Genomic DNA, 24,751 nt, shown 5'->3' with positions numbered 1-24,751 from the left:
TATACGTATTAATTGCGCAAAACTCTAGAGGATATAGCCCAGAGTCGTCTATTTTGGGCTGGCATTCAGGAGAATATCTAAATCTCTCACTGGGTAGATAAAACTACTAGTTATTTGTACCATCTCATTTTTTATGTAATAGTTGACACAACAACGTTAGATTAAGACAATTATGGGCTGCGTTTCTTATGCAGCAAGCTGCCCAGGTGGCGAAATTGGTAGACGCACTAGTTTCAGGTACTAGTAGATAAATCTGTGGAGGTTCGAGTCCTCTCCTGGGCACCAACGCTTACGCTTCTGTATAACGATAAAGTAAAGCCAAGTAAGATCAGTACCCTTACTACAGGGGTATTTAGAAATCTCTAGTAGTAATTTATAGCTTATTTTAAGACACGCATACTATTCGCTTAGCCGGTATAGTAAAGATATCAACCCTAAATAAGCTACACTCGGTGTAGAAATCATTACTTAATAAGTGAGAGGGCATCACCCTGCTTTGTCCAGTATAGTACTGATACTTGATAACCCAATTCATATATTTTACATATTAACCCTTTATACCAAGGCTTTGAGTAAATACCCTTATCTAATTCCTAGTCGCAAAGAAATTTGTGGCGTTTTGTATAAAACACAAAAGCCACTCGATGGTAATGATATTGCGAAAATACTTTCGATTAAGCAACAAGAGCGCGAAGGGCTTTTTAAGCGCCTTAGCGCAATGGAGCACGATGGGCAGCTTAGAATTAATAAACTCGGTTATTACCAACTTACAGATCCATTAAACTTGGTATCTGGTCGAGTGCAAGGCCACCGAGAGGGCTATGGATTTCTAATTCGAGACGATGCTGGTAGTAACTTATTCCTCTCCCATATAGAAATGCAGAAGGTCATGCATAATGATCGGGTTCTTGCGCGTGTAATAAGTCATAATCGGCGAGGACGTCCAGAGGCGCACATTATCGAGGTCACTAAGCGGAGAGACATCAAAATTATCGGGCGGCTTCTGTGTGAAAATAGTATATGGATTGTTTCGCCAGAGGATAAGCGAATTAACCATAACATTCTCGTAACGCAAATAGATAAGATTAAACCCAAGTCTGGACAGGTCGTCTCAATTGAGTTAATAGATTTTCCAGGGCGTCATTCGCAGCCAATAGGTAAGATTAGAGAGGTAATAGGTGACATTAACGATCCTGGTATAGAAATTGAGATTGCCGTGCGTAAATATGGCGTACCGTATCAGTTTTCAGATGCTGCACTAGCCCAGGTAGCCAAGCTTCCTGATCAGATACCTGAATCTGATCTTCGCCATCGCATCGACTTGCGTGATATGCCGTTCGTAACGATTGACGGTGAAGATAGCCGAGACCTTGACGACGGAGTCTATTGCGAGCCGACTCGTATCGGCCGACAGAATGGATTTCGCTTATTAGTAGCCATTGCCGATGTATCTCACTACGTTACTGATGGGGATAGTCTTGATCATGAGGCATTTAAACGCGGTGCATCTGTATATTTCCCACGTCGTGTGATCCCGATGTTGCCCGAGAAGCTATCTAATGGCCTATGTTCGCTTAATCCAGGTGTAGATCGGAGTGCGCTTGTTTGCGATATAGTAATTAACTCACGTGGTCATATTGAGAAATACCAGTTTTATCCGGCAGTTATACATTCTGTAGCACGGCTTACATACACCAAAGTAGCGGCTATCTTGTCGAACCCAGAGGGGTATGAAGCAGCATCACAGTTAATATTGCTTCCGCATCTACAGCACTTGCATAGTGTATTCAAAATATTACTAGGGGCGCGAGAAAAACGAGGCGCGATTGAGTTCGCTACAAATGAGACTTATATTGTCTGTAATGCACAAGGTAAAATTGAACAGATCCTACGACGTTGGCGCAACGATGCACATAAACTAATTGAAGAATGTATGTTAGCTGCTAATGTGTGCGCAGCTGATTTCCTTAAGCGTAACAAGCATCCTGGGTTGTATAGAATCCACGCTAGCCCAATGAAAGAGAAGCTCGAGGAGCTTCGAATTTTTTTAAGCAGTCTAGGCCTAACGTTAGGCGGTTACGACAAACCGAATGCGAATAATTATTCGGTACTAATAAGGGAGATACGAAGTCGGTCTGACGCAGTAATACTACAGACAATGCTGCTGCGCTCAATGCAGCAAGCTGTTTATAGTCCTGATAATATCGGGCATTTTGGTCTTGCGTATGATGCATATGTCCACTTTACTAGTCCCATTCGACGTTATCCAGACTTACTTATACACCGCGCAATTTATGCGATTTTAGCTGGCAAAAAGTATCAGCCTTATGCGCTTACATTTTTTTGTAATGACGAGAAAGGAAAACACGCATACTCTAGCGATGCTAGCTGGCAGGCGCTTGGCCTACATTGCTCGGCTAATGAGCGACGTGCCGATGAGGCCTCGCGCGATGTTGAAGCGTGGCTAAAGTGTTGCTTTATGATGGATAAGCTTGGAGTAGAGTATAGTGGAGTCGTTAGCAGCGTGATGCCATTTGGTATTTTTGTACAGCTGGACTCGTTATTTATCGATGGATTAGTTCATATTACTGAACTAGGCTCTGATTATTTTCAGTATGACTCAATTAAGAATGAATTACGCGGCGAACGTAGCGGAATATGCTATAACCTATCTATGCGTGTTCAGGTTCAAATTAGTCGTGTCGATTTAGATTCAAGAAAGATCAACTTACGCCTAGTGCAAGAAGTATTGGCTAAGTCAGAGTTATCCAAGGGTTCCCGAAACAAATTAATTAACAATGTAAGCAAGCAAGAAACTATGCGCAAAGAAAAAAACAATGTTTATGCCGAGAATGCAGCTTAATAAGGCTTACCACGCAGGCAAGTTTGCACCGATAAAATCTCTACCTATTGTCTTTAGCACAAATAGATAAATACGAAGCAAAAAAACTATAGATTACTTGTGTTCTACTTTCTTAGAAGTTGTCTTTATGACACATTTTAAGGTTTTATATGGATTCCACGCAATTACTGCGCGGCTACGTTGCAGCCCTTTAAGCATAAAAGAAATTCTATATAACCCGACAAGGCGCGACCGCCGTATGCGGGACTTTCTACAAACAGTGCAATCATATAGCATTCGGTTAATTGACGTAAATGATGAGCGGCTATACAGCCTAGCCGGTACTAAAAAACATCAAGGTGTCGTTGCGCGCGCCACAGATTTTCTGCGTGTACAAAATCTAACTGATCTGCTAAACACGCTACTTAGACCTGCGCTACTACTAGTACTAGATAGGGTTACCGATCCAAATAACCTTGGAGCATGCCTACGTGTAGCTGATGCAGCTGGCGCACAAGCAGTCATAGCACCACGAGATCATTCGGCAAGCCTCAATTCAATTGCGGCAAAGGTCGCTAGTGGTGCAAGTGAGACTATGCCGTACATTACAGTTACTAATCTCGCTCGTTCACTACGTGAATTAAAGGATGCTGGCGTTTGGGTGATTGGTACTGCTGCTGATGCTCAGAACAGCTTATACGCTACGGAACTTAGTGGTTCGATTGCGCTAATTATGGGTTCAGAAGGAGAGGGTATGCGTAGGTTAACTCGTGAAACTTGCGATGACTTAATATATATTCCGATGATGGGCAGAGTAAGCAGCTTAAATGTATCAGTTGCTAGCGGTATTTGCCTATTTGAGGCAGTGAGGCAGAGAATAAACACTAAAAATTAGTGAGTTATATAACTCTGCCCTTAAAATAATTTAATATAAAATAAGTGCTATTTCTATGGTTTTAGAGCATTAAAAAGCAGTTAAATACACCTCTATTTTAGAGTAATAGAGTAAGCAATAGGCTCTAGCTTATTATCGGTATAATTCGTACTCTTCTTAGTAGAACTACTGACAATAGCAAGAGATACATTGCCCAATAAACTACCTTAAAAATAATCTATCCCGACTATTTTAATAGAATACTTTATGTTTACGAATGATCAAAATGCCAGTTTAATATTGTCGAGTTGACCGTGACTTAACAAACAAATATAAACGTGTTTTTTATTAAAAATAAAAATAGCTTCTTCCTGCGAGAAGGCTGTAAATTTTAAAAAATTAGAAAAATATTTAGTATATATAGGTAATAATTACATTAAGTTCTGTTCGCTTATTATATAATTAGTTAAAATTTGAATAAAATAAATTCTTTAATTCTCTTAAAATTAGAAAATTAAGTTTATATTAAAAATAATTACTTTAAACGGTGGTAAATAATAACATTATAAATGTAATATATATTAAATTAAAGATCTTATTTACTTTAAATAAGTTAGCTTAAACTAAGTAATATAAACAACTACCTAGTTTCACTATCTTGAACTTTCGTGCCGTATATTCTAGATGACTCAAGAAGAAATTAAGAAACTTGTTGGCCAAGTAGCGGCTGATTATGTGAATACACAAGTACCGGAAGGTGCAACAATCGGTGTTGGTACTGGATCAACTGTGAATTACTTTATCGATGCGCTTAGTAAAAAGCGGGACCGATATCGTGGAGCTATATCGAGCTCTATTGCAACGACATATCATTTAATATCACATAAGTTTCAAGTATTTGAATTAGGCAGTCTTGAGTCGTTACCCATTTATGTGGATGGTGCAGATGAAATTAATCCACATGGCGCAATGATCAAAGGCGGTGGTGGTGCATTAACACGAGAAAAAATTATTGCAGCGGAGGCTGATATATTTGTATGTATTGCAGATAAAAGTAAGCTCGTGCCAGTACTAGGTAAATTTCCATTACCAATTGAAGTAATCCCAATGGCACGTATAGCACTCGCACGGCGTATTACTAGATTAACTACTGGTATACCAATGCTACGTCTGATGCATAATGGCAAGCCATTTATTACTGACAATGGTAATGAGATTCTTGATATTTATAACCTAGTTATTGAAGATCCTATTATGCTAGAACGCAGTCTAAATCAATGGCCTGGAGTTGTAACTATTGGCCTATTTTCTATGCTTAGTGCTAACTTATGCCTGCTTGGCACTAAATATGGTGTGCAGCGCATTGATTATGAGAAGAACCATTTATCTCTCCTTTAACTAACTTTCTTCAGCGTTTTCTTTATTAATTTACTTAGTTCCAGTTATTAATTAGACGTTTAGCATAGTAATACTTGCTGTAGCTAGCATACTGCTATTTTAGTGCGTTATAAATTTTATTTATATGCCTGATTTTTATCTTAATATTATAATCTAGTCCACATTATTTATTTGAACTATACTCGCTTTATACATATAACATATTTAGAGTAATAGTAAGTACTCTATACTAGAGGTATTTACCTTGTATGTCTTAACTTTAATTTTTCAAAAAGTCTAGGTGAATAATATTTATTTATTTTCCGCCCAATTGCTCGGGGGCGAAGACATTATGTTAGAGCGCTACCGTGGTAAGGTTCTATTAATTGTTAATACTGCTAGTGCATGTCATTTTGCATCCCAGTACAAGGAGTTACAAATTTTGTACAAACAATATGCGGCATGCGGCCTAGAGATCTTGGACTTTCCATGTAACCAGTTTGGCAAACAAGAGCTGCGTACTGCGACTCAGATTGAGAAATGCTGCTATACAAATAGTAAAGTAAAATTTCCCGTGTTTAACAAGATCAATGTAAACGGTATTTATGCGCACCCGCTATACTACTATCTAACAAGAAAGGTACCTGGTATTCTTGGTATTAAAGCAATTAAGTGGAATTTCACTAAGTTTTTAATTACCCGTGAAGGCCAGCCGGTTAAACGCTATGCGCCTATTACTAGGCCTAGCTTAATTGCGCCAGACATTGAGAAGTTTCTCTAAGGTAGAGAGATAACTAACATCTTGTATATTTTTAATATGCCATACAATTCCCTCGGAAATAAGCAAGTACTTAAAATTTAAGACTTTAGTTATTAACTAGTAGTTAATAAAAATGTAAATTTATTTTTTAATAAAATTTATAGAGTAGCTGAATATCTAGTCTATTATTAAAAAAATATTATTTAGATACCGATATTTCTATATAGCGTATAATAATCTTATTTTTAATTAAGAGATCAAGCATTTGATAGTAGTAGTACTTATATGATATAAAAGTTTCTTACTTTACCGTATTATTTATTTAGACTCAGTAAGTATTTAAAATACCTTATACTTGCTTTTGCCTTTTATCACAGTAAATTTGTTTTTACTTTCGTATTATTGTTCTTATAATATACAAAAATTTTTTGACTCTAGCACAATAGGAAATTAATTAAATTATTTTTTCTGTTAGATTAAATATCTTAGAACTAATAGCTACTTGTATAGCCGTCATTAATAGAAAGGTTTTAGGATTAGTTTTAAGCTAAAACACTATTTTTGTAATTATTAATAATATAATTTCTATTATATAATAGGTGGTTAATATAAATATTAATAATAGTATATATATTGTTTACATAAAAACTTTTTAGTGTGACAATCTAGCTATAATCAAACGCTTTGATATATTATTCCGTTTTTTAGGGGGGGTGCTAGAGTTCGTAGTATGATTAGAAAGAAACTACAAAAATTTCTTGCCGGGTAAATTCTATACTAGAGCGTATATACTTAATTTTTTTAGTATCGGGCATAACGCTCACAATCTTTAATCTATAGCACACCTATTATAGAATAGGTGAGAACAGCCGTGCAACATGCATTGCCATACGTCTCCATGCTGGAGTTTGTTCGTACTCATTAGCCCGAACCGGATCGGATAATGCGAAATCAGCTTCGAGCATAGAAGAAACTTCCGCAGCAAATATTGAATCAACAATCAATAACATAATCTCAAAGTTTAGTCGAAATGATCGATTATCAAGGTTAGCACTGCCGATTGCGGCGGCGACAGAATCGATGAGAATAACCTTTTGATGCAGGAAGCCTGGCCGATAGCAGAAGATTTGGATGCCAGCATGTACCATATCATATGCATATAATCTGGAAGCCTCAAAAACTACAATATGATCTCGACGCGCTGGAATAAGCACGCGCACGTCAACGCCGCGCATTACAGCTAGTCTAAGAGCAGCGAATACGGCCTCATCGGGTATTAAGTAAGGGCTAGTAATCCAAATCCGCTCGCGTGCCGCATGAATAGATTCGACAAAGAATAGCAGGCATGTTTCTTGTCGGTCAGCTGGACCGCTAGCGATAACTTGGCAATGCATATTGCCATCGCACGGGCGAATAGATGACGTAGTATCAGGCAGCCGTTGAGTAGCCCAAAACCAATCCTCAACAAATACAAATTCGATTTGCTTTACAACGGGCCCACGAACTTCAATATGCGTATCACGCCATGGCGATAATGATGGTTTGCCACCCAAGTATTCGATACCAATATTATGTCCTCCAATAAATGCATATTCACCATCGACGATGACAATTTTTCGGTGATTACGAAAATTAAGTTGGAAACGGTTAACAAAACATCGATTAGTAGTGAAGGCATGTACCTCTACGCTCCCGGCACGTAAAGCACTTAGGTAAGCTACCGGTAAGTCTATACTGCCAATGCTATCATATAGCAAGTGTACCCGAACCCCTTGTGCCGCTTTAGCCAGCAGTACATCACGCAGCATGTCGCCGACTATATCAGCACGAATAATAAAAGATTGGACAAGTACGTAATAACGTGCCGCATTGATTGTATCGAAAATTGCCGAAAATGTTGCTTCGCCGTTAATAAGAGTTCGTACGTGGTTACCGGTCGAAAATGACATACGTGTCAGTGAAGACAGTGCAGTGATAGTTTGTATGCCAAGCTGGTGAACTGGAGCGTTGTTTAGTACGTCAGTTTGCGTACTAATATTGCCGACTAGATCTAAACGTAGTTCTCGGATCGCCTCATACTCAAGGCGTCGTGCGTCGATATAACCTTTAAAACGACTACGCCCAAGGAAGAGATACGGAACTAGTGTTAGGTATGGTACTCCGATCAGGGAAACAACCCACGCGATTGCACCCTGAGACGTACGCGTGTGGAGGATTGCATGGCAAGCGGCAATAATGCCGAGTACATGCGCACAAACTACTAATGTACCGCAGTGGAGCCAATCTAGTTGCATGCTAGAAAAAGAGAGCTAATAACAGCTCGCATCGTGCGCCATATGGTTTTACCTTACCCGTCATGACACTTTTAGCAGTATTAATTGCAACGTGTACAGCAATCCGCTGCATATATTGGAACGCATAGTGCTTCACTGGATTATTAGTATAGCAGTGATGTATCACAATAATGACGTTGCTTATTATATTTAGTGTTTTTTACACGGCAGATCTGCTGCATGCAGTAATAAGACACTATTGTTTCCGGCATTGGTTGGAAGCCACGTCATCGGTAAGCCATTGAATACAGCTTGTAAATGATGCTGCTCGTTTCCGATTTCAATGATTAGAATGCCGCTGTTAGTTAGCCAGTTGTGCGCTTCGCTGACGATCCGGCGAATGATGTTCATACCATCGCCGCCACCAGCAAGTGCAATCCGTGGTTCGTGGCAGTACTCGACGGGCAAGAGCTTCATTGATTCGTCGTTAACATATGGTGGATTAGTAATAATCAAATCATACTGGCGCTGGGGTAGTGGTTCAAACAAGTCACCCTCGAAAAGCATCACTCTCTTATTCAAGTTGTAGTCATCAATATTTTTTTGTGCTACCTGCAGCGCCTGCGCTGACAAGTCAACCGCATCGATCTCAGCGTAGGGGAATGCGTGGGCTGACATAATCGCAAGGCAACCAGACCCAGTGCATAACTCGAGCACTGCACTTAGTTTATCTGGCATGTCGATCGATGGAAATAATCGCTTGATCAGTAATTCACTAATTAGTGAGCGTGGAATAATAACTCGCTCATCAACATAAAAGTGATAGCCGTGTAACCAAGCCTCGTGTGTTAGATAAGCTGCTGGCAACCGATGCGTGACGCGACGCTCGATAATATCAAATACCGCTCTAATTTCGTCCTGTAGTAGATGAGCCTCAAGGAATGGATCTAGTGTATCTAATGGCAAGTGAAGAGTATGAAGCACTAGGTATGCGGCTTCATCATAAGCATCTACGTTACCTTGTCCAAATACTAGCTGGGCCTGATTAAAGCGAGTGACCGCATAACGAAACAAGTCTCGGACAGTAGAAAAAGAATGGTTCATAGAAATAACGATGGGCTTTAACTGGTAGTGATTAGACCCATATAGGATTACTGTAAAGGCTAATATCAAAATTTACCAGTAGGCTATAATGTAACCTATCATATATTACGCAATCAGGCGCTCTAGCACCCCTCGATATACGTTTTTTAGAGGCTCAAGATGAGATAATTCAATATATTCATCTACCTTATGGATTGAGGCATTACACGGTCCAAACTCAATAACTTGCCTGCAAATCCGAGTAATAAAGCGGCCATCAGAGGTGCCACCAGTCGTAGAAAGAGTAGGGCATATACCAGTTTCAGCTTCGATCGCCTGTTCGAGAGCACTAGATAGTTCACCACGTGGTGTCAGGAACGGCATGCCGCTTAAGTGCCAAGTTAACTCATACTCTAGTCCGTGCGTATCAAGAATCGCATGCGTTCGCGTCTTCAATTCGTCGGGTAACGTTGCCGTTGAAAAACGGAAGTTGAAGCCCACGTTTACACTTCCTGGAATCATATTAGTTACGCTAGTTCCAGCATGCAGTTTTGATACCTGCCATGTAGTTGGAGGAAAGTACTCATTTCCTTGATCCCAAGTTACGCGTACAAGGTCGGTGAGAGCCGGCGCAAGAAGATGTACTGGATTTTTAGCTAAGTGTGGGTATGCTACATGACCCTGTATACCACGCACAGTTAACACGCCAGACAGCGAACCACGTCGACCATTTTTTAGCGTGTCACCGAATCGCTCACCAGAAGTTGGCTCGCCGACCACGCAGTAGTCTAAGCGATCTCCTCGCGCTTCAAGCCACTCAACTATCTTGATGGTTCCATATCGTGCCGGCCCTTCTTCATCGCTAGTGATTAAAAATCCAATGGAGCCGGAATGCTCCGAATGAGCTGAGACAAATTCCTCGACCGCAACGATAAAAGCAGCTAGCGAGGACTTCATATCAGCTGCACCACGTCCGTACAAACGGCCATCACGCCGCATAGGAACAAATGGATTAGTGCTCCAGTGCTCCATAGGCCCTGCCGGCACTACATCAGTATGACCAGCAAAGGCTAGCAGCTTACCCGCCTGGCCGTGAGCGCCACGCTTAAGTGCCCAAAGGTTAGTAACACCGCTTTCGGCAAGAATTGTGCAGTTGAATCCGAGCGCTACTAGGCGCTCTATTATCAGTGTCTGGCAGCCTTTGTCCTCAGGTGTAACAGACGCACGGCTGATCAAAGATTCAGCCAGGGCTAGCGTACGGCTCATAGATGGGAAGATAGTTTAATACTTAATTCAGCAGAAAGGTGACTGCCTTGATGCCGCTATTAGCTGCAATAACGCACTACATGTCGTAATACTATTTAAAGGGGGTATTTGATAAAACCTCAATCAGATGGTTGCTTTTTTTCTACAATCGACCTTATTTTTACGAGGGAGCTTTCTCACAGCCATTTAGTCTCCCCGTAGAAGCTCGTTAATGCCAACCTTGGCTCGAGTTTTAGCATCGACTTGCTTAACGATTACAGCGCAGTATAAGCTGTATTCACCGTTAGGTGACGGCAGGTTGCCGGCTACCACAACCGATCCCGCTGGCACACGGCCATAAATAACTTCTCGAGTCTCACGATTATAAATTTTTGTGCTCTGACCTAAATAAACGCCCATGGAGATTACTGAGTTCTCCTCGACGATTACGCCCTCAACTATCTCGGAGCGCGCGCCAATAAAGCAGTTGTCTTCAATAATTACTGGATTGGCCTGTAGCGGCTCGAGTACGCCGCCAATACCCACTCCCCCAGACAAGTGAACATTTTTTCCGATCTGCGCGCATGAACCCACAGTAGCCCAGGTATCCACCATTGTACCTTCATCTACATATGCACCGATATTCGTATACGACGGCATTAAGACAACGTTCTTCCCGATATACGATCCCCGGCGTACGATTCCAGGCGGAACAACACGAAAGCCTCCATTAATGAAATCTTCCGGCGTGTAGTTCTCGAACTTAGATGGCACCTTGTCATAAAACTGCGAGTAGCCGCCAGCAGCCATGGGAATATTCTCTTCGATCCGGAACGATAGTAGTACTGCCTTTTTAAGCCATTGGTTAACAATCCACGTGCCTTTTCTTTTTTCTGCTATGCGCAGAATACCTCGATCTAGCTCGCTAATGACGTACGTAATAGCCTGACGGATATTAGTAGGGACAGACTTCGGAAATAACTGAGTGCGCTCTTCCCAGGCAGTATTGATAATTTCCTGCAATGCTTTCGACATAGATTAATAATTTCGAATGTAGTTAAGATTAATACAATGCTTATACATGCATTTTAAGTATTGCTTGGCACGTTATAAGCTCCGGCAAAATTCTACAATCCGGCGTGCACCTTCTATACATTCTAGTCTATTCAAAACTAGTGCAATTCTGATATAGTCGGACCCTGGGTTGGTGCCATGCGCAGTTCGAGCGAGATATGAGCCTGGTAGAACGGTGACATTATAGTCAGCGTATAAGCGCTGTGCGAATGTGCAGTCATCTAACCCAGTACATGAAACGCGCATCCATAGGTAAAAACCTGCATCGGGAATTGTAATATCCAATACTTTTTCTAGCATTGGAGTAATAATATTGAATTTTTCGGCGTACCACTGACGGTTATCGAATACGTGCTGCTCATCTTCCCACGCAGCAATGCTTGCGGCCTGGTAAACGGGGCTTAATGCCGAACCGTGATAAGTACGAAATAAAAGGAAGCTCTTTAAAAGAGATGCATCTCCGGCGACGAACCCGGATCGCATTCCAGGAACATTTGAGCGCTTAGATAAGCTTGAAAACATTATAATACGTTTAAAGCTACGGCCTAGTGTATTAGCGGCTTGTAGCCCACCAAGCGGTGGATTACATTCGTCGAAGTAGATTTCTGAATAGCATTCGTCTGAGGCAATTATGAAACCGAAACGATCGGATAACGCGAAGATATCCCGCCAATCTTCTAGGTCTAGAACGGCCCCGGTAGGATTACCCGGTGAACATACATATAGCAGCTGCGTACGTGCCCAGATATCGTCTGGCACTGTGCTATAATCGCATATATAATGGCGCGCCGGATCGCTATTTATGTAGTATGGTTGCGCGCCAGCAAGGAGTGCTGCACCCTCGTATATTTGATATCCTGGATTCGGGCATAAGACAACTGGCCGAAATCCTTCGGTACTTCTATAGCTTGAGTCGATAACCGTTTGTGCAAACGCAAATAGCGCTTCACGTGAGCCAGATACTGGCAATACATCAGTGGCCGGGTCTACTGATGGTAATTTATATCGTCGCCTCAGCCATGATGCAATCGCGTGCCGCAACGGCAATGTTCCAGAGGTCGATGGATATAGAGCTAATCCATCGAGAGCAGTGCGTACAGCCTCGCAAATCAGTTCTGGAGTAGGATGCTTTGGCTCGCCGATTCCGAAGTTAATTGGCGTGTATGCCATAGAAGGTGCCACACCGTTGAATAGCGTACGTAGCTTTTCAAAAGGATATGGTTGCAGAAGGTCGAGTCGCGTATTCACTGGTAGACCTTTTTAGCAACACCGAGCATAGACATCAGTCCGACATGTTTAGGGAAGACGGCATGCCACCACATTGATGCACACAGCGCCTAGGTTGAGCGAAGGATTATTGATGATGATTTTATCATACTCGCACTTACAATTCCATTATTAGTTAGTTCACTAGACCTGGTGGGTCTAGCATATTGAATAATATTGCTACAACAAAAGGAATATTTTAGAGCTTCCCTACTCTCGAAAAAAGTAGGGCGTAAACGAAATAATTTAAAACAAAGAGCCGAAAGAAATATAGCAGAGCAACGCCAATTAGTAGCGGCAGCGGTTAAGGAAAATTCAAAGGTAAGTAGGCTTCTAGCCGTAGTTAAGTCAACTAAACTTATACGCTATTAATCGTTTATGTCGAGAGCTGTAATGGCGCATTTAGAACTGCCCCTCAGAGAACGACTAGCAAGTCTCAGGTTTAAGGTTCCGTTGTGCGTGCAATAGTCGCTAATAAATAGCATCTGCACATAGATACAAAGTCTTGGCTTCCAGTGACAATTTTACTATAAACAATCGATTTTCATGTTGCTCATGATGTTTCCAAGAATTGCTTACCACCCCCCAGCTGCGCGCGCTGCCTGGCTGCGTAACAAGATTGCTAGTGCTAATCACGCATACTACGTTCTCGATCAACCTGAGATCCCCGATGCAGAATATGATAAGTTCTTTAAGGAACTCGAGAAAATTGAGGCAAATTATCCAGAGCTTATGACTCCAACTTCGCCCACACAACGTATCGGAGGAGCGGTTGCTGAAGGTTTTTCTCCAGTTATTCACGACGTGCCGATGCTATCACTGAATAATGGGTTTGAGGATGGTGATGTTACTGCGTTTGATAAGCGTGTTAGTGATGTATTAAGGCACAATGATATTGAATATGCGTGCGAGCTAAAGTTCGATGGTCTGGCAGTCTCCTTACGCTATGAGTATGGCCATTTTGTTAGAGCATCAACACGTGGTGATGGAATAACTGGAGAAGACGTAACGGCGAATGTAAGAACTATTAGGTCAGTACCACTGATACTTAGCGGCGACGCGGTCCCAAGGCTTATTGATATACGAGGCGAAGTGCTGATGTTCAAACTTGATTTTGAACAACTCAACAAACAGCAGCGCGAGGCGGGGCAGCGCGAATTCTCGAATCCACGAAATGCGGCTGCTGGTAGTCTTCGGCAGCTTGATTCTAGGATTAGTGCGAAGCGTCCGTTGTCATTTTTCGTATATGGTATCGGTATACTAGAGGGCTTTCCAATACCGGACACCCATTCAGCACTGCTTGACTGGTGCGCGAGCATGGGCTTACCAGTGAGCCTAGATCGGGCAGTTGTTCGTGGCGCAGCAAGCCTACTTACATTCCTTCGAAGTATAAATGCGCGACGCTTGTCGTTGCCGTATGACATCGATGGTGTCGTCTATAAAGTCAACCGGCGTGATGAGCAAGAAAAACTTGGTTTCGTTTCCCGTGCGCCACGTTTTGCTTTGGCGCATAAGTTTCCAGCTCAGGAAGCTCTAACCCAGTTACTAGAGATCGAGGTGCAGGTGGGCCGTACCGGCGCTATCACGCCAGTTGCTCGGCTCAAGCCAGTTTTTGTAGGTGGTGTCACCATAACTAATGCGACCCTACACAATGCAGGAGAAGTACTGCGCAAGAATATCCTGATCGGGGATATTGTTATCGTTCGGCGCGCTGGAGACGTTATTCCAGAAGTAATAGGCGCTCTTAAGGAATACCGACCAGCTGATGCAAAACCTTTCACGATGCCAACCCACTGCCCAGTTTGCAGTTCTGCAATCGAACACCAACCGGATAAGGCGGTTGCGAGATGTATAGGCGGATTAATCTGCGATGCTCAGCGTAAGCGGGCGTTATGGCATTTCGCACAGCGACAAGCGCTTAATATCGATGGCATTGGTAAGAGAATTATTACTCAATTAGTTGAGCAGAATTTAATCCATACGCCCGCAGACCTGTTTAACTTAGCTTTTACTAGCCTAGTAAAATTAAGTCGTTTCGCGGATAAATCAGCGCAGAAGCTGATTGACTCTTTGGTGCGTGCGCGACAGACTACGTTATCACGGTTTATCTATGCGCTGGGTATCCGACATGTTGGAGAGGGGACCGCAAAAACACTGGCCCAGCATTTCGGCTCGCTCGATGCGTTAATGGGTGCTAGCGAGGAAATGCTGCTTGAGGTTAACGATGTTGGCCCAGTAGTCGCAAAGGCAATCCACTATTTCTTCTTGGAACCGCATAATCGGATGGTAATTGAGAAACTGCGATCGGCTGGTGTACGGTGGCCCGAAAAGCCGATAGCGCTCCACAAACCGGCTAGGTCTCTTACTGGTATAACAGTAGTACTAACTGGTACACTGCCAACCCTATCCCGTAAGATGGCTCAGGAAATGCTAGAAGCAGCCAGCATAAAAGTTGCAGCGTCGGTATCGAAGAAAACAAATTATGTAGTGGCTGGCGCTAAAGCCGGTAAAAAGCTCATGAGAGCCGAGAAGTTAGGTATTTCGATCGTGAACGAAGAAGGGATGCGTAGGCTTTTAGAAAGTTCGTAGACAATCACGGGATTAACAACTCTGTACTATCAGTTACAACTGAAGTGTATAAGGCACGCTGGCACTAACGCAGTTTATATTTTCTCTTAGAAGAGAGGTCGATAATTTCTCTTATAGTGCAATACTGCATTTTGTAATGTTCTAGTAAACGTCAGGTGCTACCCTGTGCTTGTTTGTGACCCTTCTTTCTCAAGCCCCAACTAAGCAATCTTATGATTTCAGTCTAATACATCTCTCGATATTAGCCTGTATATGTTTAGAAGGTTCATCGTTATAAGAAAAGATATGAATACTAGAATTCAGTACACACTGAAGCTTGTATATATCGCTTGTTTAAAAAATAATCTTTCCAGTCCCTGGTTAGTGATTTTTCATATTTTTATTAAGTCTAGTTTGATAAACAGACCTCCGCGTAATGTTTATAATTTTTTATATAATGCATAATGTCAAATAGATGTCATCGCTACGCGGGAGTTGCTTAGCTTTAGTGAGCTAAGACTTAATCGGTTATGGTAATAATTGGCTTAGCTGGCGTGTTAGCCGAAACGGTAAGTACTTCGTAGCCAGTCTTCGTTACTAATACCGTATGTTCCCATTGCGCAGATAAACTATGATCTCGCGTTTTAATAGTCCATTGGTCTGGCATCGTTCTAATCTCGCAGGACCCCGCATTAATCATAGGCTCGATCGTAAATATCATACCCGGCTGCATTTGCATACCTGTACCAGAACGGCCGTAGTGCAGAATTTGCGGTTCCTCATGAAACATGTTGCCGATTCCATGGCCGCAATATTCGCGCACGATGCTGTAGCCATGTGCCTCGGCGTGACTCTGAATTGCGTACCCAATATCGCCAAGATGCGCGCCAGGCCGCACCTGCTCAATGCCCAGCCACATACATTCGTAAGTAATTTGTACAAGCCTCTTGCCTAAAATTGATCCTGAGTTAACAATAAACATTCGACTTGTATCGCCAAAGTAACCGTCTTTTATGACTGTAATATCGATGTTTAGCGTGTCGTTATTTTTCAATTTTTTATCGCCAGGGATGCCGTGGCAAATTACATCATTAACAGAGATGCAGGTTGATTTTGGATATGGTGGATAGCCAAACGGTTGGTAGTTAAGCGGCGCAGGAACTGTATTCTGCTCATTAATCATGTACTCATGACAGAGTGTATCTAACTCACCAGTAGTGATGCCGGGTTTAATAAAAGGCGTAATGTAATCAAGCACCTCGCTTGCAAGACGGCATACAATACGCATTTTTGAGATATCGTGTTCGTTCTTAATTATAACAGTCATAAGTATATGCTAGGAAAAAGCACGCAGTAATTCCGCATTATCGCATCTATACTGTTCGGAAATAAATGCTTCTATATGTAATAATTATGCCGTGATCTAAAAATAATTTCAGATGTTAAGCAATTCCGCGACGCAAATATCATCCAATGAGATATCAAAGAGCAGTACAATAGATATATTAGATATAAGTAATAGTTTTTAGAAAAAATATTACTGCGGGTTACTAATTCCCCCATATTTTCTCATCTCCGTCCTCATATATACATAACCTCATAAGCTTTCTAGAAAATATTTATTTATATTTTAATCGCTGTCTTTAGTTTTGGTGATAGTGCATTTTTTATATATAGCGTAACTTAATAAGAGGTAAAAAGTTAATTTAGCAAGCTACTCGAATATATAATGTGAGCGTGATCTAGTACCTGGGATAATTATAATATTCGATCGCATACTATTTAGTAATAGTGCTATTGTAAATATACAACTAATACTCCCTGTTTTGAGAAAGAAAAGCAAGTGAGCTTTGTTAAAGGCGAACTAATTATGCTCATGACATGAAGGGACTAACGTCAGGATAATAAAATCTTAATAAATCTACATGCCCCCGACGTTCTGGAGTTAGTGAAGCAGATTGCCACACTCACTCTTAATATTCTAATAACCTCTTTCAAAAATGGGTATTATTTGCATAATTTTTAGAGGCTTCGGGCTGAATGCTCTATAAAAATTTTAAATAAACAATAATCTGTATCTAAAATGATTGGATATAGTTGAGAGTAAAAAACTTGTATTAACTAATATTATATAGTTTCCTATATATTTGCCAACTAAGCGCGTTTAATATGATAAAAATATTAAGTTCTCTAGGGTTACCTGTCTGCATGAGATGCGGTTGAATAAGCGGATTTGCTTAAAGATAGCTTGTTTATATATCAGATACGGCATGAAGTAACTGCAATATGCATACATATTGCAGTTACTTCACTATAAATAGATCCTCATTCTAATAATGATATAAAGTACGTCCTGCTAGGATAGAACTTTTAACCATTCCGGTTGTTTATTTGTGCTTAGCCCTCTTCTCAAGAAATTGGTAATAAGATAAAAGCTACTTCCCCATTTATTCGTCTATATTCTAATAGAAGAGAAAAAATATGAGTGATAGATATCTATTCTGCTATTTAAAATTTATTGCTAAATTAAATAAAATATATTACAAGCGCTACTTCCCTTAGATATAGGCAGTAGCACAGTTAATCACAGCGCTAAAAATAGAAAATCTATTGATTTAACTTTTTTATTTAGTAAAAATTAAAAATTAAGTGTTATTTGTTAAGTAATAATACTTGCGCTGTATTACTAAAATAGATACATAGTATCAGCAGGCGGAGCTGGCTGCTCAAACTCTAAATATACTAAATTATTATTCTTGTGAAACACCAATAGACTTGACTTAAAGCTTTAACACGTGTTAAAATCTCTGGAAATCGTTTTTAGTTGTACTAATTACAAACCGGAAAATATAAGGGTGTTTACGCAATACAAGCGTAGATGCGGAAACCGGTTTAAGACTTAACCCTTTCGGAGAATTTTATGGCAATAAAAATGTCTCAAATGTTAGAAGCGGGTGTTCACTTTGGTCACCAGACCCGTTTTTGGCATCCAAAGATGGCGCCATTCATTTTCGGTCATCGCAATAAAATTCATATTATTAATCTTGAAAAAACGTTGGTCATGTACAACGATGCGCTAAGGTACGCGCGTCAAGTCGCGGCTAATCGGGGAACGATTTTATTTGTCTGCACGAAGCGTCAAGCTCGTGACACGATCGAAAAAGAGGCGACACGTGCTGGCATGCCATATGTGAACAACCGGTGGCTCGGTGGAATGTTGACAAACTTTAAAACACTAAAAATATCAATTAAAAAGCTTAAAGATATGGAATCGGTGATTGAATCCGGTGAAATTGAAAAGATGAGTAAGAAGGAAGCGCTAATGTTTGAGCGCGAAATAGCAAAGTTGCAAAAATCAATTGACGGTGTTAAAGACATGGTAGGCATCCCAGATGCCATTTTTGTTGTTGATGTTGGTTATCATAAAATTGCTATTACAGAAGCCAAAAAGCTCGGTGTGCCAATTATTGCGGTTGTGGACACGAATCATGCGCCGGATAGCATCGATTATGTAATCCCAGGAAACGACGATTCAAGTAAAGCTGTTGCTTTATATGCGCAAGGTATTACTGATGCTATTCTCGAAGGTCGCTTAAACGCACTAAACGATGTTATGCAGGCAACCCGAAGCAGTGATGAATTCATCGAGCTTAACGAACAAGTATGATCCTGGGTAGGTAAAGAAGGCTAGTCAGGTAATGGGGCTTCATTAAGAGCCCCCTTTTTTTAGGGGCATGGTGCTTATACCCGGGTTTTTCGACAGCGCGAAACAGTACGGTGAAATAATATCTACATATTATATAAATAATTAGATAGTTGAATAGACTTATAAGGATAAACAATGGCGATAGTTACACCAACTATGGTTGCAAAACTTCGTGCAAAAACCGATGCGCCAATAATGGAATGCAAGAAGGCGTTGATTGAAGCTAATAGCGATATGACTCGCGCTGAGGAAGTTCTGCGCGTAAAACTTGGAAATAAGGCAAGTAGGACAGCAGAGCGTGTGACGGCGGAAGGTGTAATCGCATCATTTATCGGTGATAGCGGTGCCTTAGTTGAGTTGAACTGCGAAACAGATTTCGTTGCAAAGAACCAAGATTTCATCGCTTTTGCAAAAAAGGTTGCACAGCTAATTGCCACTCAGAATCCATCTAATATTTCCGAGCTGTCCTCGTTATCACTAAACGGTTCATCGGTAGATGAGTGTCGCACTGCGCTAGTTGGAAAAATTGGTGAAAACATAACGATTCGCCGATTTTCCTGCTTCAAGACTGTGTATAAACTTGCCTCATACTTACACGGAACGCGCATCGGTGTGCTAGTTGAATATGAGGGCACTAATGAGCAAGTTGGAAAGGATATTGCAATGCATATCGCAGCGATGCAGCCGGTATCTATCTCATCGGCCGATGTGCCAACTCAGTTAATTATGAAAGAACGTAGTATAGCTGAGCAGAAAGCTATTAAGTCTGGAAAACCGCCCCAGATTATTGAGAAAATAGTCGAGGGTAGCATTCAAAAATACTTGAAGGAGGTATCTCTGCTTAATCAAGGATTCGTTAAAAACGATAAGAAAACCATCGAACAAATTCTTAAGGAGATGAATACCATAGTATGGAGATTTTCATTGTTTGTAGTTGGAGAAGGCATTGAAAAGTGTCACAGTGACTTCGAGATTGAAGTGGCTACACAGATTGCTACAGCACAGCAAAATAAGCCATTATACTCAAGTAGTAGCACGTCTATGTAAACGTAGCGCTTTTTATATCGAAGCTTAATTGCTACTAATAATGCCCGCATCCTGGTTAAAAAATCTGTTGCTGTACTAGCATAGCGTCACTCCTAAGTGAGTGTTAAGTTCTGCGATGCTCGTGTTTGATCAGAACAAATTTTCCCCTATACAGCACCGAAATATTTTCGGTGCAAGCGAATACCTGCCATGTCAACTGTCTACAAACGCCTTCTGCTTAAACTCTCTGGCGAAGCCCTCATGGGCGATGATGCATTTGGCATTAAGCGTACGATAATCGAGAGAATCGTTGCGGATATTGTCAACGTTATTAGACTTGACTCTCAGCTTGCTCTCGTGATTGGCGGTGGTAATATCTTCCGTGGCGTAGCCGGAGGTTCGGCAGGTATGGATCGCGCAACGGCGGACTATATGGGGATGCTTGCAACAATGATGAATGCATTAGCGCTGCAGGATGCAATGCGCCATGCTGGAATTGAAGCGCGTGTTCAGTCTGCGTTGCGCATGGACCAAGTAGTCGAACCTTATATTCGGTGGCGTGCAATTCGTCAACTAGAAGCGGGGCGAGTCGTTATTTTTGCTGCTGGTACAGGTAATCCGTTTTTTACTACGGATACTGCTGCTGCGCTACGAGGTGCGGAGATCGACGCGGAAGTCATTCTTAAAGCCACTAAGGTCGATGGTGTCTATTCCGATGACCCACAAAAGAATCCGTTAGCTACTCGTTACACGACAATAAGCTTTGATGAGGCTATTAATCGTAATCTGCAGGTGATGGATGCAACCGCATTTGCATTATGCCGTGATCAGAATCTACCTATCCGGGTATTTTCGATTAATAAGCCCGGCGCCTTAAAGCGCATCGTGCAAGGTGATGACGAAGGAACACTAGTACACGTATAAGCTCCGTAGAGTGAAGGTGGCCTAGGGTGACTTATGCCTGCTTGATTTATTAGCATTAGGCTACATTTTTGGGGGTTTAAATGATTATTATAGACATCCAGAAAGACGCGGAGCAGAAAATGCGGCGCTCTTTAAAGGGATTTAAAAGCGATTATCTCGCGAAGATACGAACTGGTCGCGCTCATACAGGCCTACTTGATCATATCCAGGTTGATTACTATGGTTCGAATGTATCTATTTTGCAGGTCGCGAACCTAACACTCATCGATGCTAACACGATTAGTGTGCAGCCGTGGGATAAAAAAATGGTTGCAGTAGTTTCTAAGGCAATTCGTGAATCTAGTTTCGGTTTAGACCCAGCATCACAAGGAGACCTGATTCGCGTGCCAATGCCAGCCTTAACAGAAGAACGTCGACGAGAGTTAAGTAGGGCTGTGAAAGCAGAGGGCGAAAACGCAAAGGTAGTAGTACGTAATCTGCGACGAGACGCAAATGATCAGTTAAAAAAATTACTGAAAGATAAAGATATATCTGAAGATGATGAACGCCGGGCGCAAGACGAAGTTCAAAAGCTAACTGACAAGTTTGTCTCTGAGATCGAGAAGTTAGTTCAGATTAAAGAGTCAGAAATTATGACAGTGTAAAGCGCGTGGTACCTTAAGTGCTACTTGCCTGCTTTTTACCTGTTACTAGGCCGACACAGAACGACGATAAATGATACATACTAGTTCTACGATGTGCACGCCAACTGTTACAGAGGTTCCAAGGCATATTGCAATTATAATGGATGGCAATGGCCGATGGGCGGAAAGCAGACGCCTACCCCGTGTTTCAGGTCATGTTAAGGGACTCGAAACAGTGAAAATAATTACCAAGTCGTGTACGATGCGGAATATCAAATTTCTGACTTTGTTTGCATTTAGCCCTGAGAACTGGCGTCGCCCGATCGACGAAGTGTCATTCCTGATGCGTCTCTTTATTAGTGCGCTCGAGCGCGAAATTGCACATCTATATACTAATAACATCCGGCTACGAGTAGTTGGTGACTTATCAATGTTCGAGCCCAGAATTCAAGACCTTGTACAAAACGCAGAAGCTAAGACAGCAAGTAACACAGGTCTGATACTAACCATTGCGGCAAATTATGGCGGCCGCTGGGATATTCTCCAGGCCACACGCAAGATTGCGCAGCAATGCGTAGACGATAATTCTATTCAGAGTGTGAATGAATCGAATTTCTCTCAATACTTAGCCATGGCGTATGCGCCAGAGCCGGACTTGTTTATTCGTACAGGCGGCGAGCAGCGTGTTAGCAATTTTCTACTATGGCAGCTAGCTTACACTGAGTTTTACTTCACCGGCGTTTTCTGGCCAGAGTTTAATGATATGGAATTAGGTAAAGCGATCGCTTCATACTGCGGACGAGAGCGGCGTTTTGGGCGTACGGGAGAACAACTTACTAGAAAGTCTCAAAATATAGATGCGTTGCTATGCTAAAAATCCGAATGTTTACGGCGATTAGCCTGCTCGCTATTTTATTGCCGGCTACACTGTTTCTCCCGTTGAGTGGTTTCAGTGTACTAATCGCTTGTGTACTAGTATTTGCGGCCTGGGAATGGGGTAAACTATTACAGTTGTCCGGAGTTTGGCCATTTTATTATTCTATACTATCTGGTGTGATTTTAGTTTCCTATATGTTAGCTGGTGCACCGCTAGGTAATGCGCTGTTACGGGTGGCCGCCGCATTTTGGATTGTTATAGCGCCGTTCATACTATTACGAAAACCGATACTGGCTAGCGGCGTCTGGCGTATTTTTATGCTGGTGTCAGGCGTAGTACTGTTTATTGCTTGTTGGCATGCGCTGATAGCTGCACGTGTATGTGGCGTTATATTTGTACTATCTTTATTGTGTATTGTCTGTCTTGCTGATAGCGGCGCCTACTTTGTAGGTAAACTCTTTAGCCAGCATAAGCTAGCGCCAGCAATTAGTCCAAGTAAAACGTGGGAAGGCGCCGTTGGCGGATGGCTGTTAACTATCATGGGTGCGCTGCTTGCATTTTCTGCAAATCCAAGTCTATTAACTGTAACAGGCTTTCTAATTAAGCGTCTCGGAGCGCTGGGCGCAGTGCTAATACTCAGCCTACTAATCGTTTTTAGCATAGTTGGCGATTTGTTCGAGTCGCTGCTAAAGCGCCAGGCTGGCGTGAAAGATGCGAGTCAGTTATTGCCTGGTCATGGTGGTATGCTTGACCGGATTGATAGTCTTTTACCTGTTCTCCCATTAGCGATGCTGCTTTTGAGTTGAATTATTCATAATGCAACATTATGTAACTCTGCTTGGCTCAACAGGCTCAATCGGCGATAGCACGCTGAACGTGATCGCTCGATATCCGGATAGATTTTCAATACACGCGTTAACTGCACACCGGAACTGGGAAAAACTTGCTCAGCAATGTATGCAATTCACACCATACGTCGCCGTAGTTGATGACGCACAGACGGCAACACATCTGCAGGAACGCTTATATGCTGCGGGCTGCGTAACTCGCGTAGACTACGGCCGCGCTGCGATGGTCTCTGCTGCGGTGGATAATGCTTGTAATATAGTCGTAGCAGCTATTGTTGGTGCAGCGGGGCTAGAGCCAACGCTGGCGGCTGCGCATGCTGGAAAGCGGATTTTACTTGCGAATAAGGAAGCACTAGTAATGTCGGGCGCATTATTTATGGATGCGGTCCATGCAAGTGGTGCTTCGCTCTTGCCTATTGATAGCGAGCATAATGCAATTTTCCAATGCTTTCCTCGTGAACCTAATGTGCATGGCGAAGTGACAAGGATCCAGCTAACTGCGTCTGGTGGTCCATTTCGCCTGCGTGAGCCGATTACGTTAGTTAATGTAACGCCAGAAGAAGCATGCAAACATCCAAACTGGATTATGGGACGTAAGATCTCGGTTGATTCGGCTACAATGATGAACAAAGGCCTTGAGGTGATTGAGGCTAGTTGGCTATTTAATTTGCGGCCAGAGCAAATTCACATATTAATACATCCACAAAGCGTAATTCACTCCCTAGTGTCGTATGCGGATGGTTCAACACTTGCGCAGCTTGGTAATCCTGATATGCGCACGCCGATCGCTCATGCACTAGCGTTTCCAACTCGGATTGTATCGGGCGTCGAGCAGCTAGATCTAGCAAAGGTGGCGACTCTTACATTCGAGCCCCTCGACTACAAGCGTTTTCCATGTCTATCTCTCGCGTTACAGGCATTGCATGAGGGCGGTGCAGCAAGCACAGTATTAAACGCGGCGAATGAGGTTGCAGTTGAGGCATTTCTTGCACGACACATTGGATTTACTGCAATCGCAGCAGTAGTCAGTGACGTACTTGAACAAGTTCAGGCCAATGTTTCCACAACACTAGATGCGGTACTCGATATTGACGCGCAGGCTCGCCGTGCGGCTCAGGAGGCACTATCTCGATACTTATATAGCTAGGGTTTAACGAGTCAGCAAAAATGCTGAAGGTGTCTACTGCAGATCCGGTAAAACCGCATGGGTTTCATTAACAACAAAACATCATAAAGATGAGGCCATCAAATGAGATAATATGGTCCATGCTCCCTGCTTTACCGATTGATAATCGCCAACTATATGATCAAAATCTATAAACTAGGCCTTGTTTTTTTACATCCCTATAGATTTAGCTTGACTAGTTTTAATACGCGCGATCTAT

Annotated in this window: 18 protein-coding genes and 1 tRNA gene; 13 read left to right on the top strand and 6 right to left on the bottom strand. The window is 42.1% G+C overall.

The genetic code is table 11. The annotated features are described in order from the left end of the window. Positions 1–200: 200 nt before the first annotated feature. The 5 genes from KW136_RS03010 to KW136_RS02990 all read left to right on the top strand — a co-directional run bounded on the left by KW136_RS03010 (position 201) and on the right by KW136_RS02990 (position 5,874). Positions 201–285 (top strand) — tRNA-Leu (locus KW136_RS03010). A gap of 283 nt (positions 286–568) precedes the next feature. After that, the gene (gene rnr, locus KW136_RS03005) at positions 569–2,863 is read left to right on the top strand and encodes a ribonuclease R (protein WP_216797054.1); all 2,295 of its coding nucleotides are present in this window, start codon (positions 569–571) and stop codon (positions 2,861–2,863) included. A 127-nt stretch (positions 2,864–2,990) separates the two neighbouring features. Further along, positions 2,991–3,737: a 23S rRNA (guanosine(2251)-2'-O)-methyltransferase RlmB gene (gene rlmB / locus KW136_RS03000; RefSeq protein WP_216797052.1), complete on the top strand. Its 747-nt coding sequence runs from the start codon at positions 2,991–2,993 to the stop codon at positions 3,735–3,737. Positions 3,738–4,400: 663 nt separating this feature from the next. Next, positions 4,401–5,114: a ribose-5-phosphate isomerase RpiA gene (gene rpiA / locus KW136_RS02995; RefSeq protein WP_216797051.1), complete on the top strand. Its 714-nt coding sequence runs from the start codon at positions 4,401–4,403 to the stop codon at positions 5,112–5,114. Positions 5,115–5,394: 280 nt separating this feature from the next. Further along, positions 5,395–5,874: a glutathione peroxidase gene (locus KW136_RS02990; RefSeq protein WP_216797049.1), complete on the top strand. Its 480-nt coding sequence runs from the start codon at positions 5,395–5,397 to the stop codon at positions 5,872–5,874. Positions 5,875–6,701: 827 nt separating this feature from the next. On the opposite strand, the gene cls is transcribed toward KW136_RS02990, so the two are convergent. The 5 genes from cls to dapC form a co-directional block, all read right to left on the bottom strand. Next, the gene (gene cls / locus KW136_RS02985; protein ID WP_216797047.1) at positions 6,702–8,147 is read right to left on the bottom strand and encodes a cardiolipin synthase; all 1,446 of its coding nucleotides are present in this window, start codon (positions 8,145–8,147) and stop codon (positions 6,702–6,704) included. Positions 8,148–8,336: 189 nt separating this feature from the next. Continuing rightward, positions 8,337–9,230 carry a 50S ribosomal protein L3 N(5)-glutamine methyltransferase gene (gene prmB / locus KW136_RS02980; RefSeq protein WP_216797045.1) on the bottom strand — a complete coding sequence of 298 codons (894 nt, stop codon included), beginning with the start codon at positions 9,228–9,230 and terminating at the stop codon, positions 8,337–8,339. 105 nt (positions 9,231–9,335) lie between these two features. Next, positions 9,336–10,475 (bottom strand): succinyl-diaminopimelate desuccinylase, encoded by a 1,140-nt coding sequence (gene dapE / locus KW136_RS02975; protein ID WP_216797043.1) that lies wholly within the window; start codon positions 10,473–10,475, stop codon positions 9,336–9,338. 186 nt (positions 10,476–10,661) lie between these two features. After that, positions 10,662–11,489 (bottom strand): 2,3,4,5-tetrahydropyridine-2,6-dicarboxylate N-succinyltransferase, encoded by an 828-nt coding sequence (gene dapD / locus KW136_RS02970; protein ID WP_216797041.1) that lies wholly within the window; start codon positions 11,487–11,489, stop codon positions 10,662–10,664. 72 nt (positions 11,490–11,561) lie between these two features. After that, on the bottom strand, positions 11,562–12,776 hold the full coding sequence (dapC, locus tag KW136_RS02965; protein WP_216797040.1) for a succinyldiaminopimelate transaminase: 1,215 nt from the start codon (positions 12,774–12,776) through the stop codon (positions 11,562–11,564). Positions 12,777–13,349: 573 nt separating this feature from the next. Between dapC and ligA the strand changes: the two genes are divergently transcribed. Further along, positions 13,350–15,383 carry an NAD-dependent DNA ligase LigA gene (gene ligA, locus KW136_RS02960; RefSeq protein WP_246583206.1) on the top strand — a complete coding sequence of 678 codons (2,034 nt, stop codon included), beginning with the start codon at positions 13,350–13,352 and terminating at the stop codon, positions 15,381–15,383. Positions 15,384–15,882: 499 nt separating this feature from the next. On the opposite strand, the gene map is transcribed toward ligA, so the two are convergent. Next, on the bottom strand, positions 15,883–16,689 hold the full coding sequence (map, locus tag KW136_RS02955; RefSeq protein ID WP_216797038.1) for a type I methionyl aminopeptidase: 807 nt from the start codon (positions 16,687–16,689) through the stop codon (positions 15,883–15,885). 1,593 nt (positions 16,690–18,282) lie between these two features. On the opposite strand from map, the gene rpsB reads away from it, so the two are divergent. The 7 genes from rpsB to KW136_RS02920 all read left to right on the top strand — a co-directional run bounded on the left by rpsB (position 18,283) and on the right by KW136_RS02920 (position 24,513). Beyond that, positions 18,283–19,029 (top strand): 30S ribosomal protein S2, encoded by a 747-nt coding sequence (gene rpsB, locus KW136_RS02950; RefSeq protein ID WP_216797036.1) that lies wholly within the window; start codon positions 18,283–18,285, stop codon positions 19,027–19,029. Between the two features lie 174 nt (positions 19,030–19,203). After that, a complete protein-coding gene (gene tsf / locus KW136_RS02945; RefSeq protein ID WP_216797034.1) occupies positions 19,204–20,115 on the top strand; it encodes a translation elongation factor Ts in 912 nt (303 codons plus the stop codon). A gap of 189 nt (positions 20,116–20,304) precedes the next feature. Beyond that, the gene (pyrH, locus tag KW136_RS02940; protein WP_216797032.1) at positions 20,305–21,018 is read left to right on the top strand and encodes a UMP kinase; all 714 of its coding nucleotides are present in this window, start codon (positions 20,305–20,307) and stop codon (positions 21,016–21,018) included. Between the two features lie 80 nt (positions 21,019–21,098). Continuing rightward, complete coding sequence (frr, locus tag KW136_RS02935) at positions 21,099–21,662, top strand: ribosome recycling factor (RefSeq protein WP_216797030.1); 564 nt, start codon at positions 21,099–21,101, stop codon at positions 21,660–21,662. Between the two features lie 70 nt (positions 21,663–21,732). Further along, positions 21,733–22,515 carry a polyprenyl diphosphate synthase gene (gene uppS, locus KW136_RS02930; protein ID WP_216797028.1) on the top strand — a complete coding sequence of 261 codons (783 nt, stop codon included), beginning with the start codon at positions 21,733–21,735 and terminating at the stop codon, positions 22,513–22,515. Next, a complete protein-coding gene (locus tag KW136_RS02925; RefSeq protein WP_216797026.1) occupies positions 22,509–23,324 on the top strand; it encodes a phosphatidate cytidylyltransferase in 816 nt (271 codons plus the stop codon). The genes uppS and KW136_RS02925 overlap by 7 nt, the downstream gene beginning before the upstream one ends. 10 nt (positions 23,325–23,334) lie before the next feature. Beyond that, positions 23,335–24,513: a 1-deoxy-D-xylulose-5-phosphate reductoisomerase gene (locus KW136_RS02920; protein ID WP_216797024.1), complete on the top strand. Its 1,179-nt coding sequence runs from the start codon at positions 23,335–23,337 to the stop codon at positions 24,511–24,513. Positions 24,514–24,751: the final 238 nt, after the last annotated feature.

The sequence above is a fragment of the Candidatus Vallotiella hemipterorum genome, assembly GCF_910593725.1.
In the GTDB taxonomy this organism is placed as follows: Bacteria; Pseudomonadota; Gammaproteobacteria; order Burkholderiales; family Burkholderiaceae; genus Mycetohabitans; species Mycetohabitans hemipterorum.
This window is presented reverse-complemented; position numbering and strand designations above follow the sequence as displayed.

Bases quoted from the DNA above. Each gene is read 5' to 3' on its own strand.
- frr (WP_216797030.1), top strand. From the start codon at position 21,099: ATGATTATTATAGACATCCAGAAAGACGCGGAGCAGAAAATGCGGCGC.
- pyrH (WP_216797032.1), top strand. From the start codon at position 20,305: ATGTCAACTGTCTACAAACGCCTTCTGCTTAAACTCTCTGGCGAAGCC.
- uppS (WP_216797028.1), top strand. From the start codon at position 21,733: ATGATACATACTAGTTCTACGATGTGCACGCCAACTGTTACAGAGGTT.
- ligA (WP_246583206.1), top strand. From the start codon at position 13,350: ATGATGTTTCCAAGAATTGCTTACCACCCCCCAGCTGCGCGCGCTGCC.
- dapE (WP_216797043.1), bottom strand. From the start codon at position 10,475: ATGAGCCGTACGCTAGCCCTGGCTGAATCTTTGATCAGCCGTGCGTCT.
- KW136_RS02925 (WP_216797026.1), top strand. From the start codon at position 22,509: ATGCTAAAAATCCGAATGTTTACGGCGATTAGCCTGCTCGCTATTTTA.
- map (WP_216797038.1), bottom strand. From the start codon at position 16,689: ATGACTGTTATAATTAAGAACGAACACGATATCTCAAAAATGCGTATT.
- rpsB (WP_216797036.1), top strand. From the start codon at position 18,283: ATGGCAATAAAAATGTCTCAAATGTTAGAAGCGGGTGTTCACTTTGGT.
- cls (WP_216797047.1), bottom strand. From the start codon at position 8,147: ATGCAACTAGATTGGCTCCACTGCGGTACATTAGTAGTTTGTGCGCAT.
- prmB (WP_216797045.1), bottom strand. From the start codon at position 9,230: ATGAACCATTCTTTTTCTACTGTCCGAGACTTGTTTCGTTATGCGGTC.
- KW136_RS02920 (WP_216797024.1), top strand. From the start codon at position 23,335: ATGCAACATTATGTAACTCTGCTTGGCTCAACAGGCTCAATCGGCGAT.
- rlmB (WP_216797052.1), top strand. From the start codon at position 2,991: ATGACACATTTTAAGGTTTTATATGGATTCCACGCAATTACTGCGCGG.
- tsf (WP_216797034.1), top strand. From the start codon at position 19,204: ATGGCGATAGTTACACCAACTATGGTTGCAAAACTTCGTGCAAAAACC.
- dapD (WP_216797041.1), bottom strand. From the start codon at position 11,489: ATGTCGAAAGCATTGCAGGAAATTATCAATACTGCCTGGGAAGAGCGC.
- rpiA (WP_216797051.1), top strand. From the start codon at position 4,401: ATGACTCAAGAAGAAATTAAGAAACTTGTTGGCCAAGTAGCGGCTGAT.